The organism is Schumannella sp. GW821-FHT10F01 (assembly GCF_058809295.1).
In genome coordinates this window covers 64,198-79,262 of the sequence record NZ_JBXASM010000007.1, presented here as the reverse complement: position 1 = coordinate 79,262, position 15,065 = coordinate 64,198, and the positions used below count along the sequence as shown (strand labels likewise).

The window sequence follows — 15,065 nt, the reverse complement described above, 5'->3', positions numbered from 1 at the left end:
ACGCTCGAGGCGTGCGCATCGACATCGTCACGATCTTCCCGGAGTTCTTCTCCGTGCTCGACGTGTCGCTGCTCGGGAAGGCCCGCAGCACCGGCCTGATCGACGTCGTCGTGCACGACCTGCGCGACTGGACGCACGACCGGCACCGCACGGTCGACGACACCCCGTACGGCGGAGGCGCGGGCATGGTCATGCGGCCCGAGCCGTGGGGGGAGGCCCTCGATGCGCTGCTGACGCCGGTCTCGACGCTCGTCGTGACGACGCCGGCGGGCGAGCTGTTCCGCCAGCGGCGCGCGCGCGAGCTCAGCACCCGCGAGCACCTCGTCTTCGCCTGCGGACGCTACGAGGGCCTCGACCAGCGCGTCGTGGACTGGGCCCGTCGTGACCACGAGGTGCTCGAGCTGAGCATCGGCGACTACGTGCTCAACGGCGGCGAGGTCGCCGCGCTGGCGATCATCGAGGCCGCCGGGCGGCTCGTGCCGGGCATGGTCGGCAATCCCGAGAGCCTCGTCGAGGAGAGCCACGAGGACGGGCTGCTCGAGTACCCGAGCTACACGAAGCCGTCGGAGTGGCGCGGGCTCGAGGTGCCGCCGGTGCTGCTCAGCGGCCACCACGCGGCGATCGCCGGATGGCGGCGCGGGCAGCAGCTGGAGCGGACGCGCCGAGTGCGTCCGGAGCTGCTGCCGGACGACGGCGTCGGCGCCTGACCCGCACCAGCCTCCGAACCCGACGAGCTAGCTCGACCGCGCCGTGAGGACGACCGGCCCGTCCTCCGTGATCGCGATCGTGTGCTCCACGTGCGCGCCACGCGAGCCGTCCGCGCTGCGCAGCGTCCAGCCGTCCGGATCCGTGTAGATCTCGTCGGTGCCGAGCATGAACCACGGCTCGACGGCGAACACGAGTCCGGCGCGCAGCGGGAGGCCGCGCTTGCGCCGTCCGTCGTTCGGCACGTGCGGGTCGCCGTGCATGACCCGGCCGACGCCGTGGCCGCCGAAGTCGAGGTTCACCTCGAGGCCGGCGGCGTCCGCGACGTCGCCGATCGCGGCCGACACGTCGCCGATCCGGTTCTTCAGCACGGCGGCCTCGATGCCGGCGGCGAGGGCGCGCTCGCAGGTGTCGATGAGGTCGAGGTCCGCCTGCCGCGGGGTGCCGACGACGATCGACAGCGCCGAGTCCGCGACCCAGCCGTCGACGGCTGCGGCGAAGTCGAGCGAGAGGAGGTCGCCGTCCTGGAGCCGGTAGTCGTGGGGGAGTCCGTGCAGCACCGCATCGTTGACCGAGAGGCAGATCACCTTGCCGAACGGCGAGGCGCCGAACGACGGGTGGTAGTCGATGTAGCAGCTCTCGGCGCCGGCGGCGCGGATCATGTCGTGGGCGAGCGCATCGAGGTCGAGCAGGTTCACGCCGACGTCGGCGGCGTCCCGGGTCGCCTCGAGCACGGAGGCCACGAAAGCCCCGGCGGGTCGCATCTGGTCGATCTCGGCCGGGGTTCGCAGTTCGATCACCCGGAGATGCTACCCGGGCGGATCCGCGTCCGCCCGGGCCGCTTTGCCCTCGGAGCCCCGCGTCTGGCACAATAGACGCTTGTGCCCGGCGCGGCTCTGCCACAGGGGAGCCCGGTCGTCGCGATCAGTCCATGATCGACACTGCTCAGCCGCAGGCACGTCACCGTCTTCATCATCCAACCGCGTCCGACCCGTGGCGGTCGCAGAGAGCGAACTCCCCATGAACATCCTCGACTCCGTCGACGCGGCATCGCTGCGTTCGGACCTCCCGGACTTCCGTCCCGGCGACACCGTCAAGGTGCACGTGAACATCATCGAGGGCAGCCGCTCGCGTATCCAGGTCTTCCAGGGCGTCGTCATCGGCCGCTCCGGCGAGGGCGTCCGCGAGACCTTCACGGTCCGCAAGGTCAGCTTCCAGGTCGGCGTCGAGCGCACCTTCCCGGTGCACTCCCCGGTCATCGACCACATCGAGATCGTGACCCGCGGCGACGTGCGCCGCGCGAAGCTCTACTACCTCCGCGAGCTCCGCGGCAAGAAGGCCAAGATCAAGGAGAAGCGCGAGTCCTGAGCTCCCGCTCCCGCAGCTTCGAGAAGCGCCGCACGGTGATCCGTGCGGCGCTTCGTCGTCTCCCGCGGAGGCCGTCGACACGCGCCTCCGGGTCCGGGTCGGCGTTGACGGCCGCGTCGGGTGCGCCGCCTATGCTGGTTCGGAATCGGAGGGGTCGTCTGTGGCGGTATCGAAGTTCGCGCCCGAGTGGAGCGACGAGGGCGAGGGCTCCGAGGAGTCGCTGCGGGCACGTCCGAAGCGACGCAGGAAGCTGACCGGCTGGAAGGCGTTCCTCCGCGATGTCGCCGTCATCCTGGTGGCGGCGATCGTCATCTCCTTCCTCATCAAGACGTTCCTGATCCGCTCGTTCTACATCCCGTCGGAGTCCATGGAGGACACCCTCATCAAGAACGACCGGATCATCGTCAACGAGCTGGAGCCGCGGCTGACGCCGATCTCGCGCGGCGACGTGGTCGTGTTCACCAAGCCGGACGGCTGGCTCGGCAACCAGACGCCGCCGGCCACCGGATCCAACCCGGTCGGCGACTTCTTCGACGGGCTGCTCTCCGTGGTCGGGCTGACCGCGCCGGACAGCGACGAGCACCTCATCAAGCGCGTCATCGGGCTGCCGGGCGACCACGTGAAGTGCTGCAACAGCCTCGGGCAGATGACGATCAACGGCGTGCCGATCAAGGAGCCGTACCTCTCGGCCGCGTCCGGGGGGATGTCGTCGAGCACCGCCTTCGACGTCACGGTGCCGGAGGGCTCGCTCTGGGTCATGGGCGACAACCGCGTGAACTCCTGCGACTCGCGCTGCAACACCAGCGCCCCGGGCAAGGGCTTCGTGCCCGAGAAGCTCGTGGTGGGCAGGGCCGTGCTGATCAGCTGGCCCTCGAGCCGATGGACATGGCTCGACAACTACCCCATCGTCTTCGCGGACGTCGACAAGCAGGGCGCCGGCTGATGGTCGTCGCCGACCCGACGCTCGTTCACGAGCGGCGGCTCCTCCGCGAGGGCGCCTCGATGGTGATCGGGGTCGACGAGGTCGGCCGCGGTGCGATCGCGGGCCCGGTGGCGATCGGCGTGAGCGTGGTCGACGTGCCGCGGCGCATCATCCCGACGGGCCTGCGTGATTCGAAGATGCTCAGCGAGAAGCGACGCGAGCAGCTGCAGCCGGAGGTGGCGGCGTGGAGCGCGGCCTGGGCGGTCGGGCTCGCCTCGAACACCGAGGTGGACGCGTCCGGCATCATGTCGGCGCTCGGGATGGCCGGTGTTCGCGCGCTCGAGGCCCTCGTCGCCGACGGCGTGGACGTGACCGGCGCCGTGCTGGTGCTCGACGGCTCCTACGACTACCTGACCCGGCACCTCGGCGTGCTCGCCGGGCGGGTGCGCGTCACGACGCGCATCAAGGCGGACCGCGACTGCGCCAGCGTCGCCGCCGCGTCCGTGCTCGCGAAGGTGCACCGCGACCGGATGATGATCGACGCGCACGAGCGGATGCCGGACTACCGCTGGGTCGACAACAAGGGCTACGCGAGCGCGGAGCACTACGCCGCCGTCGACCGGATCGGTCCGAGCGAGCTGCACCGCTGGTCGTGGCTGCGGCAGCCGAGCCTGCTCGACGGGCTCGAGTCCGCCTGATCCCCGGGTCGGCGTCCGCCTGCGGCCCGCTCTAGACTGACCGCGATGGACGACGACGATATCGAGGACTACGACCGCGAGGTCGAGCTGGCCCTGTACCGCGAGTACCGCGACGTCGTGGGCCAGTTCCGGTACGTCATCGAGACGGAGCGGCGCTTCTACCTCGCCAACGACGTGAGTCTCGAGCGGCGCGACACCGAGCACGACTTCTACTTCGAGCTGACGATGACCGACGTGTGGGTGTGGGACGTGTACCGCGCCGACCGGTTCGTGAAGAGCGTCCGCGTGCTCACGTTCAAGGACGTGAACATCGAGCTGCTCGGCGACCGGGAGCTCGAGCTCCCGAAGGAGCTCGCGCTCGACGAGTAGCGGTCGGCGCGCCCGCCCGCTCGCAGGCCTGCCCGTCTGAGGCGGGACCACCCCTCCTCCACAGGACGACCGGACCGCGCGTTCCGCACGGATCGCGTTGCCGCAGCCCGCGGCACCCGCCCGCCCCGGGATCCTCGTCCCGTGGCGGCGAAGGACGAGCTGGGCAGACGGGGCGAGCAGATCGCCGCCGAGTACCTCGAAGGGCGCGGTCTCGAGCTGCTCGATCGCAACTGGCGGTGCGAGCACGGCGAGATCGACCTCGTCGCGCGAGACGGGCGCGCCGTCGTCGTGGTCGAGGTCAAGACGCGGTCGGGCACGGGGTACGGGCATCCGCTCGAGGCGATCACCGCCGTGAAGCTCGCCCGGCTGCGGCGGCTCGCGGGCGCGTGGCAGGAGGCGCATCCGGACGCCCGCGGACCGCTCCGGATCGACGCCGTGTCGGTGCTGCTGCCGCGCGACGGCGGCCGGCAGATCGAGCACCTCGAGGGGGTGTTCCGGTGACGGTCGCCCGCACCCGGGCGATGGCGCTGCAGGGACTCGACGGTGCGGTGGTGGAGGTCGAGGCGTCGATCGCATCCGGGCTGCCCGCGTTCGTGCTGATCGGCCTCGCGGACACCGCGCTCGGCGAGGCGAAGGACCGTGTGCGCGCGGCCGCGGCCAACTCCGGCTGCGCGCTGTCCGGTCACCGGATCACCGTGAATCTGTCGCCGGCGTCGCTGCCGAAGCACGGCTCGAGCTTCGACCTCGCGATCGCCCTCGCCGCGCTCGCCGCCGACGGCGTCGTGCCGGCCGAGGCGATCGCCGGCGTCATGCACCTCGGCGAGCTCGGGCTCGACGGGCGGCTCCGGCCGATCCGCGGCATCCTGCCCGCCGTCCTCGCGGCGCGGCGGGCCGGCATCGAGACGGTGATGGTGCCGACCGCGAACGCGGAGGAGGCGGAGCTCGTCGAGGGCATCCGGGTGATCGCCGTCGCGAGCCTGCTCGACGCGGCGATCCGCCACGGTGCGGAGCTCGAGGCGCGCGATGTGGAGCCGGTGCCGGACCACGGATCCGGTTCGACCGATGGCGGCGGTGCCGTGCCCGATGCGCCCTCCGTGCCGGAGCTCGCGGACGTCCTCGGCAGCAGCGACGCCGTCGATGCGCTCGTCGCGGCGGCGGCGGGCGGTCACCACATGCTGCTGCTCGGTCCGCCGGGCGCCGGCAAGACGATGCTGGCCGCCCGGCTGCCGGGCATCCTGCCCGACCTCGGCGATGACGCCGCGCTCGAGGCCGGATCGCTCCGGTCGCTGGCCGGGCTGCCGGTCGGCTCGCCGCTGTCGCGCCGGCCGCCGCTCGAGTCGCCGCACCACTCGGCGACCATGGCCTCGATCGTGGGCGGCGGCTCCGGCCAGCTGCGTCCGGGCGCCGCGGCCCGCGCGTCGCACGGGGTGCTGTTCCTCGACGAGGCGCCGGAGTTCGCGCCCTCGACGCTCGACGCCCTGCGGCAGCCCCTCGAGTCCGGGCTCATCACGATCCACCGGGCCGCGGCGACGGCGACGTTCCCCGCCCGATTCCAGCTCGTGCTCGCCGCCAACCCCTGTCCGTGCGGCCAGGCCGGCGCCCGCGACGCCGAGTGCGTCTGCACGCCGTTCGCGCGGCGGCGCTACCTCGGCCGCATGAGCGGACCGCTGCTCGACCGCATCGACATCCAGCTCCGGGTGCCGAGGATCACCGCGGCGCAGCTGCGCCTCGCGGACGAGGGCGGACGCCTCACGACCGTCCGCGCGCGGGAGCTGGTGCAGCGTGCACGCAGCGCGGCGGCCGCCCGGCTCGGCGCGACGCCCTGGCGGCTGAACTCGCAGGTGCCGGGCTCGTACCTGCGGTCGGCGGCGGGGGTTCCCCGCGCCGGGGCGGCGCTCGCGCTCGATCGGGCGCTCGAGCGCGGGCTGCTCACGATGCGCGGCTACGACCGGGTGCTCCGCCTGGCGTGGACGCTGGCGGATCTCGACGGGGCCGACCGCCCGGGATCCGATCAGATCGGCCGCGCGCTCTACCTCCGGAGGGCTGCCGCGTGAGGATGCTCGGGGTCGCGACCGGCGAGATGCTGGCACTGGTCCGCGCCGTCGTCGCCGATCCGGACGGGCTCGATCCCGCCGCCGCCGCGGAGCGCTTCGCCCGCGCGGCCTGGTCGTGCCTCGCCGAGCCGGGGGACGGCGTCGCCGGGCAGCTCGTCGCCCTGCTCGGGCCGGTCGCAGCGCTCGCCGCGGTCGAGGCGGATGACGCCGAGGGCGCGCTGTTCGCCCTGCCATCCGCGGCCGAGTCCCGTCCCTCGCTGGCCGAGCTCCGCGCCGGACTCGACCGGTGGCGTCCGCGGGTCGACGCCGCGCTCGTGACTCGTGCGCTGCAGCAGGGGCGCCGCTTCGCGGCGAGGCTCGTCGTGCCGGGCGACGACGACTGGCCAGCGGGTGTCGACGATCTGGGTGCGCATCGTCCCGCGGCACTGTGGCTGCGGGGAGACCCCGCCGTCCTGGCGGCGGCGGGGGAGGCCTCGATCGCGGTCGTCGGGGCGCGAGCGGCCACCGGCTACGGCGAGCACGTCGCGGTGGAGTCGGCGGCCGGTCTCGTCGACCGCGGCTACGCGATCGTCTCCGGCGCGGCGTACGGCATCGACGGCGCCGCCCACCGCTCGGCGCTCGCGAGCGGCGGGCCGACCGTCGCGGTGCTGGCGGGCGGGCTCGACCGGTTCTACCCGAGCGGACACGAGGCGCTGCTCGCGCGGATCGTCGAGCGCGGCGCGGTCGTCGCGGAGGTCCCCTTCGGGTCGGCGCCGAGCAAGTGGCGGTTCCTGCAGCGCAACCGGCTCATCGCCGCGCTGTCGCAGGCGACCGTGGTGGTCGAAGCGGGGTGGCGCTCCGGCTCCCTCAACACCGCGGGACACGCGGCCGCGCTCGGACGGCCGCTCGGGGCGGTGCCCGGTCCGGTGACCTCCAGCGCGTCGGCCGGCTGCCACCGGCTGCTCCGCGAGTACGACGCGGTCTGCGTGACGAGCGCCGAGGAGATGGCCGAGCTGGCTCCGCTGCCGATCCGCTCGCCCGAGGGATCCGATGGTGCGAGCGGCGGGAGTGGTGGGGGCGGCGGGCCGAGCGACGGGGCTGCCCTGCGAGATCGTCGGCGCGATGAGTCCCGCGACCGATCGCCGGGCTCGTCGCGCGACGCCGACGGCGCGCGGACGCGGGTGCTCGACGCGCTGAGCCCGCGCACGCCGCGTCCGGTCGATCAGGTCGCACGCGAGAGCGGCCTCGCTCCGGATCGCGTCCGCGCCGAGCTGGGGGTGCTCGAGCTGGACGGGCTCGTGCGCGACGGCGGCGCCGGCTGGGTCAGGACCGCCGGATGAGCGGGGGTCGGGTCAGCGGTCCTCGCGCTCGGCGCTGGCGCCCACGCGGAGGAACAGGATGATCATGAACACGCCGACGATGAGCAGCGTGTATCCGAGCGGGTTGCGTGTCAGGCCGACGACGAGCCCGATGATCGCGATCACGAAGCCCAGGATCAGCCGCAGCGCGATGCTGACGCGGCCGCGGGGACCGGTCCATCCCCGTTGCAGCCGTCGCAGATCCACCCGACCAGTATCGCCCGCGGAGGGTCCGCGGCGCCCGCATCGCGAGAGCTCGGGCGCCGCATCGGGCTCGAGCGCACGCGAGGCAGCCGGTCACCCGCCTGCCGGGGTCGCCGATCGCCCGCGCGCCGGGACGTCCGGTCGCGTCCCCCCGAAACCCGACACCCGACACCCGACACCCGACGCCCGACGCCCGACGCCTGACGGCACGCACCGCGTCGTTCCCGACCGCCGCTACCATGCCCGGCATGACCCGCTTCGGACAGCACCCGGCTCCGCGCCACACGATCGCGCACCTCAGCGACACCCACCTGCTGGCCGAGGGCCGCCCGCTGTACGGGCTGCTGCAGCAGGAGTCGACGCTGCGGCGCGGACTCGAGCAGCTCGAGCGGTCCGGTCAGCGGCCGGAGGCGATCGTCGTCACCGGCGACCTCGCGGACCTCGGCGAACCGGACGCCTATCGACGGCTGCGGGAGATCGTCGACCCGGTCGCCGAGCGGATGGGGTCGCGGATGATCTGGGTCATGGGCAACCACGACGAGCGCGCGCCGTTCGCGGAGCTCATGCTCGATCGCGAGCCCACCGACGTGCCGCAGTACGAGGTGTACGACGTGGACGGGCTCCGCATCATCGCGCTCGACTCGACGGTGCCCGGCTACCACCACGGCGAGCTCGACGACGAGCAGCTCGAGCGCCTGCGGGCGGACCTCGCGACGCCGGCGCCGCACGGGACCCTGCTCGCGCTGCACCACCCGCCGATCCCGACCCCGATCGAGGTGATGGGCGTCCTCGAGCTCCAGGACGAGCGGCGGCTGGCCGCCGCGATCGACGGCGGTGATGTCATCGGGATCCTCGGGGGGCACCTGCACTACACGACGTTCGGCACGTTCGCGGGCGTCCCCGTCTCGGTCGCCGGCGCGACGTGCTACTCGATGGACGCCGGTGCCGACCCGCGCGCGCTGCAGGGACTCGACGGCGGGCAGTCGGTGAACCTCGTGCAGGTCTACGACGACCGGGTCGTGCACTCGGTGATCCCGGTGAATGACGCCCGTCGCGTGTCCCAGTTCCCTGACGTGGTCATCGAGGCGTTCGCCCTGATGAGCCCCGAGGATCGCCTGGAGGCGTTCTCGAGCAAGACCTCGACCTTCGATCTCGCCCGCGCCGAGCAGATCGTCGCGGAGGCGGCAGGGTCTCGCGATCGGGACTCCGGGGACGACGTCCTGAGCTGAGTGCGTGCCGCCAGGACCCGCGACCGCGACCCGATCGACGTTCGACCCGTGACGTACGACACGTAGCGCACGACCAGCGACCCCGACCCCCGACCCCGACCCCCGACCCCCGACCCCGACCAGCGACCCCGACCCCCAACCTCCGACCAGCGACCCGACCCCCGACCCCGACCCGTGAGATGGGACCACGCGGCGCGCCGGACCGTCCGTGTGGGCGGCAGGGCACACGATCGGATCGTGGAGCTCGAGCTGTCCGTCCGCGCGTACCTGGCGCATCTCACGGACGAGCGCGGGCTCAGCGCGAACACGGTCGACGCGTACCGCGCCGACCTGGCGGCGCTGATCCGCTTCGCTGGCGAGCGCGACGTCGCGAGCACCGACGGCCTCGAGCTGGAGCTGCTGCGCGACTGGCTCTGGGACTCCGCGCAGCGCGGGCTCGCCAAGGCCACCATCGCGCGCCGCTCCGCGTCCGCGCGCGGACTGACCCGCTGGCTCGTCGCGACCGATCGCGCCGTCGTCGATCCCGCCGCTCGGCTGCGTGCCCCCCGGCCGGACGCGCATCTGCCCCGGGTGCTGACCCGAGACGCCATGGACGCGATGCTCGCCGGGCTCGCCCAGCGTGCTGACACCGGCGACCCCGGAGCGCTGCGGGACCTCGCGGTCGTCGAGCTGCTCTACGCATCGGGTCTCCGCGTCAGCGAGCTGAGCGGACTCGACGAGGCCGACGTCGACCTGGACAACCTGACGGTGCGGGTGCTCGGCAAGGGATCGAAGGAGCGGGTCGTGCCGTTCGGCGCCCCGGCGCGGCGCGCGCTCGAGGGCTGGTTCCGCGAAGGCCGGACCGCCCTGCTCGCCAGACGTCACGACGAGCCCGCCGTGTTCATCGGCGACCGCGGCCGTCGACTCGGAGTCCGGTCGGTCTATGCGCTGGTGTCGGCGCTGCTGGCCGAGCTGCCCGGTGGCGGACCCGCGGGTCCGCACACGCTGCGCCACACGGCCGCGACGCACCTGCTCGACGGCGGCGCCGACCTCCGCGCCGTGCAGGAGCTGCTCGGGCACTCGTCGCTCGGCACCACGCAGATCTACACCCACGTCTCGGCCGAGCGCCTCCGCCAGACCTACGCCACGGCGCACCCGCGCGCCTGAGCCGTCGGCGATCGCGCGACGGGCGCATCGATCCGGACCTCGACGCGGGTCCGGACCTCGATGCTGGTCCGGGCTCGACGCGCGCGGCGGGCGCATCGATCCGGCCCACGGTCCTGACCGGCGACCGCCGCGGCGGTCGGCGCGCGGCGGCCCGGTGGATCGGGTGGCGCCCGATCACCCGGTACCGACCCTCACAGCGACTCGGCGATCAGCTCGGCGAGCACCTGCGACTCGTCGAACGGCACGCCGTGCCTGGTGAACCAGGTGCCGACGTTGCGGCAGTCGCGCTCGAGCAGCGCGATGCCGTTCGGATTGCCGACGACGTCGACGAGCTGGGGCAGGTCGATCACGACGAGCCGACCCCCGTGCACCAGCAGGTTGTACGGCGACAGGTCGCCGTGCGCGTAGCCGAGGCGGGCCAGATCGTGCAGCACGCCGACGACCTGCGCGGACAGGTCGTCGAGATCGGATCGGCCGTCGGCGCACTGCGCGAGGCGCGGTGCCGCCTCGCCGGAGTCGGGGTCGCCGATGAACTCCATCAGCACCTCGGTCTCCTGCAGCTGGACCGGATACGGCACGGGCAGTCCGGCCGACCAGAGCCGGCAGAGCGCGTCGAACTCGGCGCCGGCCCAGGCGCCGGCGGCGACCTCGCGGCCGTAGCCCGACCGTCGCGCGATGGCGCGGTCGTCGCGGCTGCGGCGCATCCGCCGCCCCTCGCGGTAGACGGTGGAGCGGTGGAAGTCCGAGTGCTCGGACGACCGGTAGCGCTTGGCGGCCAGGATCGCGCGCCGCCCCGGGTCGTCAGGCACGGCGCGCTCGATGAGGCAGAGGTCCGCCTCCTTGCCGCTCTTGACGATCCCGAGCTCGGTATCGAGGGCGGCGGCGGAGGTGACGACCCAGTCGGGTCGTGGCTCGGGTCCGCGCTCGCTCGGCGTGGTCGACGGCCAGGTCGACCAGCGCTGATCATCGTCGGGCGCGGACTCGGTGAAGGTGGGGACGTCGAACCGCAGTTCGACATCGTCGTAGAAGGACATCGCGGTGTGTGCTCCGGAGATCGGAGGCCGCCGCGGCGTCAGAGGGTCGGGGCGACCTCGAGGATGAGGGTCGAAGGCACGGAGACGGCAATCATGGTCGTTCCTCCTTCGTCTCATCCCGGTGCGACCGGGGGCTCGTCGATCGAGCGGAGCCGACGATAGCGCGGATCGGGGCCAGTGGGAACCCCCGGCGGCGACGCCTAGCATGGCGCGCATGAGCGACGACGCCCGCGCCCCCGTCCCGTCGAGCCCGACGGGAGCCGCCGCACCGCACTCGGCGGACGCAGGCGCGTGGGCGGCGCCGGACACGCGCGAGTGGCGCTCCGATGCCGGCTATCCGCGGACGCTGGGGTTCGGCACGCTCCGCTGGAACCTCGCCCGGCCCGCCGTCGCGGTGCCGTTCGTCGTGGTCGTCGGGCTGTTCCTGATCCTGGCCGGCCTCGGCGCGCTGTCCGGAAGCGTCGCCCTCGTGACCATCGGCCTCGTCGTCGCCCTCCTCTTCGCGCTCGTGCTGCCCGTCGCGGCGCTGTCGAGCATCCGCCGGCTCCGCACGATGATCCCGACGGGTGCCCGATTCGAGCTCGGCTTCGAGCGGCGCGGGCTGCGCCTGCTCTCGCCGTTCGGACGCGACGAGATCGCGTACGCGGCGATCTCCGACGTGCGCGCCGACCACGGGCTCGGGCTGCTCCGGCTCCGCAGCAGCGGACGGTGGCGGCCCGTGCCGCTCCCGCTGCTCGGCGACGGCGCGCTCGAGCGGCTGCGTGCGGCGGTCGCCGCCGGCGAGGACACGACCGCGCGGCCGACGACACCGGCGTCGTAGTCCGACTCAGCGCCCACGACCGCGTGACCGATCCGGACTCGACGCGGTCGGTCGGATGACCGCTCCCGTGCGAGCCGCTCGGCGGCTCGCACCTGCCGACACGGTCGATCATCCGCTCCCGCTCCGGCCGCTCATCGGCAGCAGGACTGCCCGCGGCACCCCGCCGAGATACCGCAGCGGCGAGACGTACTCGCCGTCGACCCGCACGCCGAGATGCAGGCAGGTGTCGGCACAGTGACCCGGACGCAGCGTGCCGATGACGTCGCCGCGGCGCACCGGGTCGCCGGCGGCCACGAGGGGGTCGACAGGCTCGAAGCTGGTGAGGACACCGCCGCCCTGGTCGATCGAGAGCAGCGGCCGGTCGACGACCACGCCGGCGAAGTGCACGACCCCGTCCGCCGGGGCGCGGATCCTCGTGCCCGCGGGTGCGGCGATATCGATGCCGCGATGACCGGCCGAGTAGGGCGTCGGCGGCGCGACGTACGGGCCGACGACCGGATGCGGGGCCGCGACCGGCCAGAGCCACAGCCCCGCACCCGCTGCCATCGCAGCGAGACGGACGATCGCCCGGGCGCGCACCGGGACGGGATGCGGAAGGCGGGTCGTCGTCACGGATCCAGGGTCGGCCACCGGAGGTCCGAGCGGCGCTGGCGGTCGGGATCGGTGCAGAACCTGATGGCATGGACGGGTTGTGGAGGAGGGGATGCGGCCGCCCCGCCGCGAGCGCACCGATAGGCACCCGCCACGAGCGCAACCCGAGCACCCGCCGCGAGCCGACCCGCCGGCACGCCCCACGAGCCCCCGACCCCGCTCCGCACCGCACCCACAAGCCCGCACCTCCCGCCCCTGCTACACTGGACCCGCACTCCGGGCGACCGGGGTGACTTCGCGTGCCCTTCAGCGGCCGTGGACGACTCGCCTCCCGGCGCGGGCTCCGGCCCGATCGGCGGCGGTGTCCCGCGGGCGCGGCGGCCATCCGTCGGTCTTCCCCGCACGATCCAGACCAGGTCACTGGTCGACGTCGGCGGGGGAGCGGATGCGCGCCAGGGTGCCAGGGTCCAGGCCGACCGGCACGGACACAACTGAGAACAGCGGCTCCGCGTGCGCGCCGAGACGCCAGAGAAGGAGAACGGCCATGGCCGTCGTCACCATCCGCCAGCTGCTCGACAGCGGCGTCCACTTCGGACACCAGACCCGCCGCTGGAACCCGAAGGTGAAGCGCTTCATCCTCACCGAGCGCTCGGGCATCCACATCATCGACCTGCAGAAGTCGCTCGGCTACATCGACAAGGCCTACGACTTCGTCAAGGAGACCGTCGCCCACGGCGGCACCGTCCTGTTCGTCGGCACGAAGAAGCAGGCGCAGGAGTCCATCTCCGAGCAGGCGACCCGCGTCGGCCAGCCGTACGTGAACCAGCGCTGGCTCGGCGGTCTGCTCACCAACTTCTCCACCGTCTCCAAGCGCCTCGCGCGCATGAAGGAGCTCGAGGAGATCGACTTCGACGACACGACGAAGGGCTTCACCAAGAAGGAGCTCCTCATCAAGCGCCGCGAGCTCGACAAGCTGCACAAGACGCTCGGCGGAATCCGCAACCTCACGAAGACCCCGAGCGCCATCTGGGTCGTCGACTCGAAGCGCGAGCACCTCGCCATCGACGAGGCCACGAAGCTCGGCATCCCGGTGATCGGCATCCTCGACACCAACGCCGACCCGGACGAGCTGCAGTACCCGATCCCGGGCAACGACGACGCGATCCGCTCGGTGAGCCTGCTCACCCGCATCATCGCCGACGCCGCGGCCGAGGGCCTCGTCCAGCGCCACCAGTCGCCGGAGGCCTCGGGCAACGTGTCCGCCGTCGAGCCGCTCGCCGAGTGGGAGCGCGAGCTCCTCGAGGCGAGCGAGACCCCGAAGTCGACCGCCGAGCGCATCGAGGCCGTCGACCAGGGTGCCGACGCCGCTGAGGCCGTCGCCGAGGTCGTCGCCGCCGAGGTGCCGACCGAGGAGAACGACGCGGATGCCGTGGTCGCCGCCGCCGAGGAGAACGCCGACGCCGACCTCGTCGTCGAGCACGCTCCGGAGTCGGAGGAGGCCGCCGAGGCCCGCATCGAGTCCGAGGCCACCGAGGACGAGAAGAAGCCGGTCAAGAAGGCCGCCGCGAAGTAGTCCCGGGGCTCCCCGACCACAACACCTTCAGCGGGTGCCGCGCACCCCGCGGCACCCGCTGTTCATCTCCACCCCCTAAGGAGTAGATCCATGGCCAACTTCAGCCTGGAAGACGTCAAGACCCTGCGCGAGCGCCTCGGCACCGGCATGGTGGACACCAAGAACGCGCTGGTCGAGGCCGACGGCGACATCGAGAAGGCCGTCGAGATCCTGCGGCTCAAGGGCGCGAAGGGCAACGCGAAGCGCGCCGACCGCTCCACGAGCGAGGGCCTCATCGCCGTCGTCGAGAGCGCGACCGCCGTCACGCTGATCGAGCTCGCCTGCGAGACCGACTTCGTCGCGAAGAACGACAAGTTCATCGCCCTGGCCGACAAGGTCGTCCAGGCGCTCGCCGACTCCGGCGCCGAGACCGTCGATGCGGCGCTCGCCGCGCCGGCCGAGGGCGGCACCGTCGGCAGCCTCATCGAAGACCAGGCCGCGACCATCGGCGAGAAGATCGAGCTGCGTCGCGTCGCCCGCATCGCCGGCGACAAGTTCGAGGTCTACCTGCACCGCACGTCGAAGGACCTGCCCCCGCAGATCGGCGTGGTCGTCGCCTACACCGGCGACGATGCGGAGACCGCCCGCGGCATCGCGCAGCACGTCTCGTTCGCCGACCCGACCTACCTCTCGCGCGAGGACGTGCCGGAGGCGGAGGTCGCCAACGAGCGCCGCATCGTCGAGCAGATCAGCCGCGAGGAGGGCAAGCCGGAAGCCGCCCTCCCGAAGATCGTCGAGGGCCGCGTCGGCGCGTTCTTCAAGCAGGTCGCCCTGCTCGAGCAGGACTACGCGCGCGACAACAAGCTCAGCGTCGGCAAGGTCGTCGCCGACGCCGGCATCACCGTGACGGGCTTCGCCCGCTTCAAGGTCGGCGCCTGATCGCACCCGGCTCCGCCCCGCGCGGATGCCACCGGAAGGGCCCGGACGCTTCGGCGTCCGGGCCCTTCCGCGTCTCGACTACCCTGGACCGAGCCCC

The 15,065-nt window shown here is 73.0% G+C and carries 18 protein-coding genes; 13 read left to right on the top strand and 5 right to left on the bottom strand.

Translation table 11 applies throughout. The features are described from left to right. The first annotated feature begins 11 nt into the window (after positions 1–11). Entirely contained in the window at positions 12–707 is a 696-nt protein-coding gene (trmD, locus tag AC1RSJ_RS09755; protein WP_493118175.1) for a tRNA (guanosine(37)-N1)-methyltransferase TrmD, read from the top strand. A gap of 27 nt (positions 708–734) precedes the next feature. Here the strand turns inward: trmD and map are convergent, their stop codons facing one another. Further along, a complete protein-coding gene (gene map, locus AC1RSJ_RS09750; RefSeq protein WP_493118174.1) occupies positions 735–1,505 on the bottom strand; it encodes a type I methionyl aminopeptidase in 771 nt (256 codons plus the stop codon). 220 nt (positions 1,506–1,725) lie between these two features. On the opposite strand from map, the gene rplS reads away from it, so the two are divergent. From rplS to dprA, 7 genes are all read left to right on the top strand, one after another. After that, a complete protein-coding gene (gene rplS, locus AC1RSJ_RS09745) occupies positions 1,726–2,073 on the top strand; it encodes a 50S ribosomal protein L19 (protein WP_493118173.1) in 348 nt (115 codons plus the stop codon). A 160-nt stretch (positions 2,074–2,233) separates the two neighbouring features. After that, on the top strand, positions 2,234–3,016 hold the full coding sequence (gene lepB, locus AC1RSJ_RS09740; protein WP_493118172.1) for a signal peptidase I: 783 nt from the start codon (positions 2,234–2,236) through the stop codon (positions 3,014–3,016). After that, positions 3,016–3,693, top strand: coding sequence for a ribonuclease HII (gene rnhB, locus AC1RSJ_RS09735; RefSeq protein WP_493118171.1), 678 nt, complete (start codon positions 3,016–3,018; stop codon positions 3,691–3,693). Before lepB ends, rnhB begins: the two co-directional genes overlap by 1 nt. 45 nt (positions 3,694–3,738) lie before the next feature. Then, the gene (locus AC1RSJ_RS09730; protein ID WP_493118170.1) at positions 3,739–4,062 is read left to right on the top strand and encodes a DUF2469 family protein; all 324 of its coding nucleotides are present in this window, start codon (positions 3,739–3,741) and stop codon (positions 4,060–4,062) included. 141 nt (positions 4,063–4,203) lie between these two features. After that, positions 4,204–4,563 (top strand): YraN family protein, encoded by a 360-nt coding sequence (locus AC1RSJ_RS09725; protein ID WP_493118169.1) that lies wholly within the window; start codon positions 4,204–4,206, stop codon positions 4,561–4,563. Continuing rightward, a complete protein-coding gene (locus AC1RSJ_RS09720; RefSeq protein ID WP_493118168.1) occupies positions 4,560–6,116 on the top strand; it encodes a YifB family Mg chelatase-like AAA ATPase in 1,557 nt (518 codons plus the stop codon). The genes AC1RSJ_RS09725 and AC1RSJ_RS09720 overlap by 4 nt, the downstream gene beginning before the upstream one ends. A 2-nt stretch (positions 6,117–6,118) precedes the next feature. Continuing rightward, a complete protein-coding gene (gene dprA / locus AC1RSJ_RS09715) occupies positions 6,119–7,435 on the top strand; it encodes a DNA-processing protein DprA (protein ID WP_493118287.1) in 1,317 nt (438 codons plus the stop codon). Positions 7,436–7,447: 12 nt separating this feature from the next. Here dprA and AC1RSJ_RS09710 read toward each other — a convergent pair whose 3' ends face one another. Continuing rightward, the gene (locus tag AC1RSJ_RS09710) at positions 7,448–7,660 is read right to left on the bottom strand and encodes a hypothetical protein (RefSeq protein ID WP_493118167.1); all 213 of its coding nucleotides are present in this window, start codon (positions 7,658–7,660) and stop codon (positions 7,448–7,450) included. 245 nt (positions 7,661–7,905) lie between these two features. Between AC1RSJ_RS09710 and AC1RSJ_RS09705 the strand changes: the two genes are divergently transcribed. Both AC1RSJ_RS09705 and AC1RSJ_RS09700 read left to right on the top strand, forming a co-directional pair. Beyond that, positions 7,906–8,886, top strand: coding sequence for a phosphodiesterase (locus AC1RSJ_RS09705; protein ID WP_493118166.1), 981 nt, complete (start codon positions 7,906–7,908; stop codon positions 8,884–8,886). Between the two features lie 237 nt (positions 8,887–9,123). After that, a complete protein-coding gene (locus AC1RSJ_RS09700) occupies positions 9,124–10,032 on the top strand; it encodes a tyrosine recombinase XerC (RefSeq protein ID WP_493118165.1) in 909 nt (302 codons plus the stop codon). Positions 10,033–10,223: 191 nt separating this feature from the next. Here the strand turns inward: AC1RSJ_RS09700 and AC1RSJ_RS09695 are convergent, their stop codons facing one another. Beyond that, a complete protein-coding gene (locus AC1RSJ_RS09695; RefSeq protein ID WP_493118164.1) occupies positions 10,224–11,066 on the bottom strand; it encodes a serine protein kinase RIO in 843 nt (280 codons plus the stop codon). Between the two features lie 214 nt (positions 11,067–11,280). Here AC1RSJ_RS09695 and AC1RSJ_RS09690 point away from each other — a divergent pair, with 214 nt between their 5' ends. After that, positions 11,281–11,886, top strand: coding sequence for a hypothetical protein (locus AC1RSJ_RS09690; RefSeq protein ID WP_493118163.1), 606 nt, complete (start codon positions 11,281–11,283; stop codon positions 11,884–11,886). 108 nt (positions 11,887–11,994) lie between these two features. Here AC1RSJ_RS09690 and AC1RSJ_RS09685 read toward each other — a convergent pair whose 3' ends face one another. Both AC1RSJ_RS09685 and AC1RSJ_RS09680 read right to left on the bottom strand, forming a co-directional pair. After that, positions 11,995–12,498: a M23 family metallopeptidase gene (locus AC1RSJ_RS09685; RefSeq protein ID WP_493118162.1), complete on the bottom strand. Its 504-nt coding sequence runs from the start codon at positions 12,496–12,498 to the stop codon at positions 11,995–11,997. A 396-nt stretch (positions 12,499–12,894) separates the two neighbouring features. Next, a complete protein-coding gene (locus AC1RSJ_RS09680) occupies positions 12,895–13,023 on the bottom strand; it encodes a hypothetical protein (protein ID WP_493118161.1) in 129 nt (42 codons plus the stop codon). Here AC1RSJ_RS09680 and rpsB point away from each other — a divergent pair. Together rpsB and tsf are read left to right on the top strand one after the other, a co-directional pair. Continuing rightward, complete coding sequence (gene rpsB, locus AC1RSJ_RS09675) at positions 13,022–14,050, top strand: 30S ribosomal protein S2 (RefSeq protein WP_493118160.1); 1,029 nt, start codon at positions 13,022–13,024, stop codon at positions 14,048–14,050. The genes AC1RSJ_RS09680 and rpsB overlap by 2 nt on opposite strands. A 90-nt stretch (positions 14,051–14,140) precedes the next feature. Then, positions 14,141–14,968: a translation elongation factor Ts gene (gene tsf, locus AC1RSJ_RS09670; protein WP_493118159.1), complete on the top strand. Its 828-nt coding sequence runs from the start codon at positions 14,141–14,143 to the stop codon at positions 14,966–14,968. The last annotated feature ends 97 nt before the right edge of the window (positions 14,969–15,065 follow it).

What these genes read in the sequence shown, in the direction of transcription:
- tsf (WP_493118159.1), top strand. Translation starts at nt 14,141, where the DNA reads ATGGCCAACTTCAGCCTGGAAGACGTCAAGACCCTGCGCGAGCGCCTC.
- dprA (WP_493118287.1), top strand. Translation starts at nt 6,119, where the DNA reads ATGCTCGGGGTCGCGACCGGCGAGATGCTGGCACTGGTCCGCGCCGTC.
- AC1RSJ_RS09690 (WP_493118163.1), top strand. Translation starts at nt 11,281, where the DNA reads ATGAGCGACGACGCCCGCGCCCCCGTCCCGTCGAGCCCGACGGGAGCC.
- rnhB (WP_493118171.1), top strand. Translation starts at nt 3,016, where the DNA reads ATGGTCGTCGCCGACCCGACGCTCGTTCACGAGCGGCGGCTCCTCCGC.
- rplS (WP_493118173.1), top strand. Translation starts at nt 1,726, where the DNA reads ATGAACATCCTCGACTCCGTCGACGCGGCATCGCTGCGTTCGGACCTC.
- AC1RSJ_RS09705 (WP_493118166.1), top strand. Translation starts at nt 7,906, where the DNA reads ATGACCCGCTTCGGACAGCACCCGGCTCCGCGCCACACGATCGCGCAC.
- rpsB (WP_493118160.1), top strand. Translation starts at nt 13,022, where the DNA reads ATGGCCGTCGTCACCATCCGCCAGCTGCTCGACAGCGGCGTCCACTTC.
- AC1RSJ_RS09680 (WP_493118161.1), bottom strand. Translation starts at nt 13,023, where the DNA reads ATGGCCGTTCTCCTTCTCTGGCGTCTCGGCGCGCACGCGGAGCCGCTG.
- AC1RSJ_RS09730 (WP_493118170.1), top strand. Translation starts at nt 3,739, where the DNA reads ATGGACGACGACGATATCGAGGACTACGACCGCGAGGTCGAGCTGGCC.
- AC1RSJ_RS09695 (WP_493118164.1), bottom strand. Translation starts at nt 11,066, where the DNA reads ATGTCCTTCTACGACGATGTCGAACTGCGGTTCGACGTCCCCACCTTC.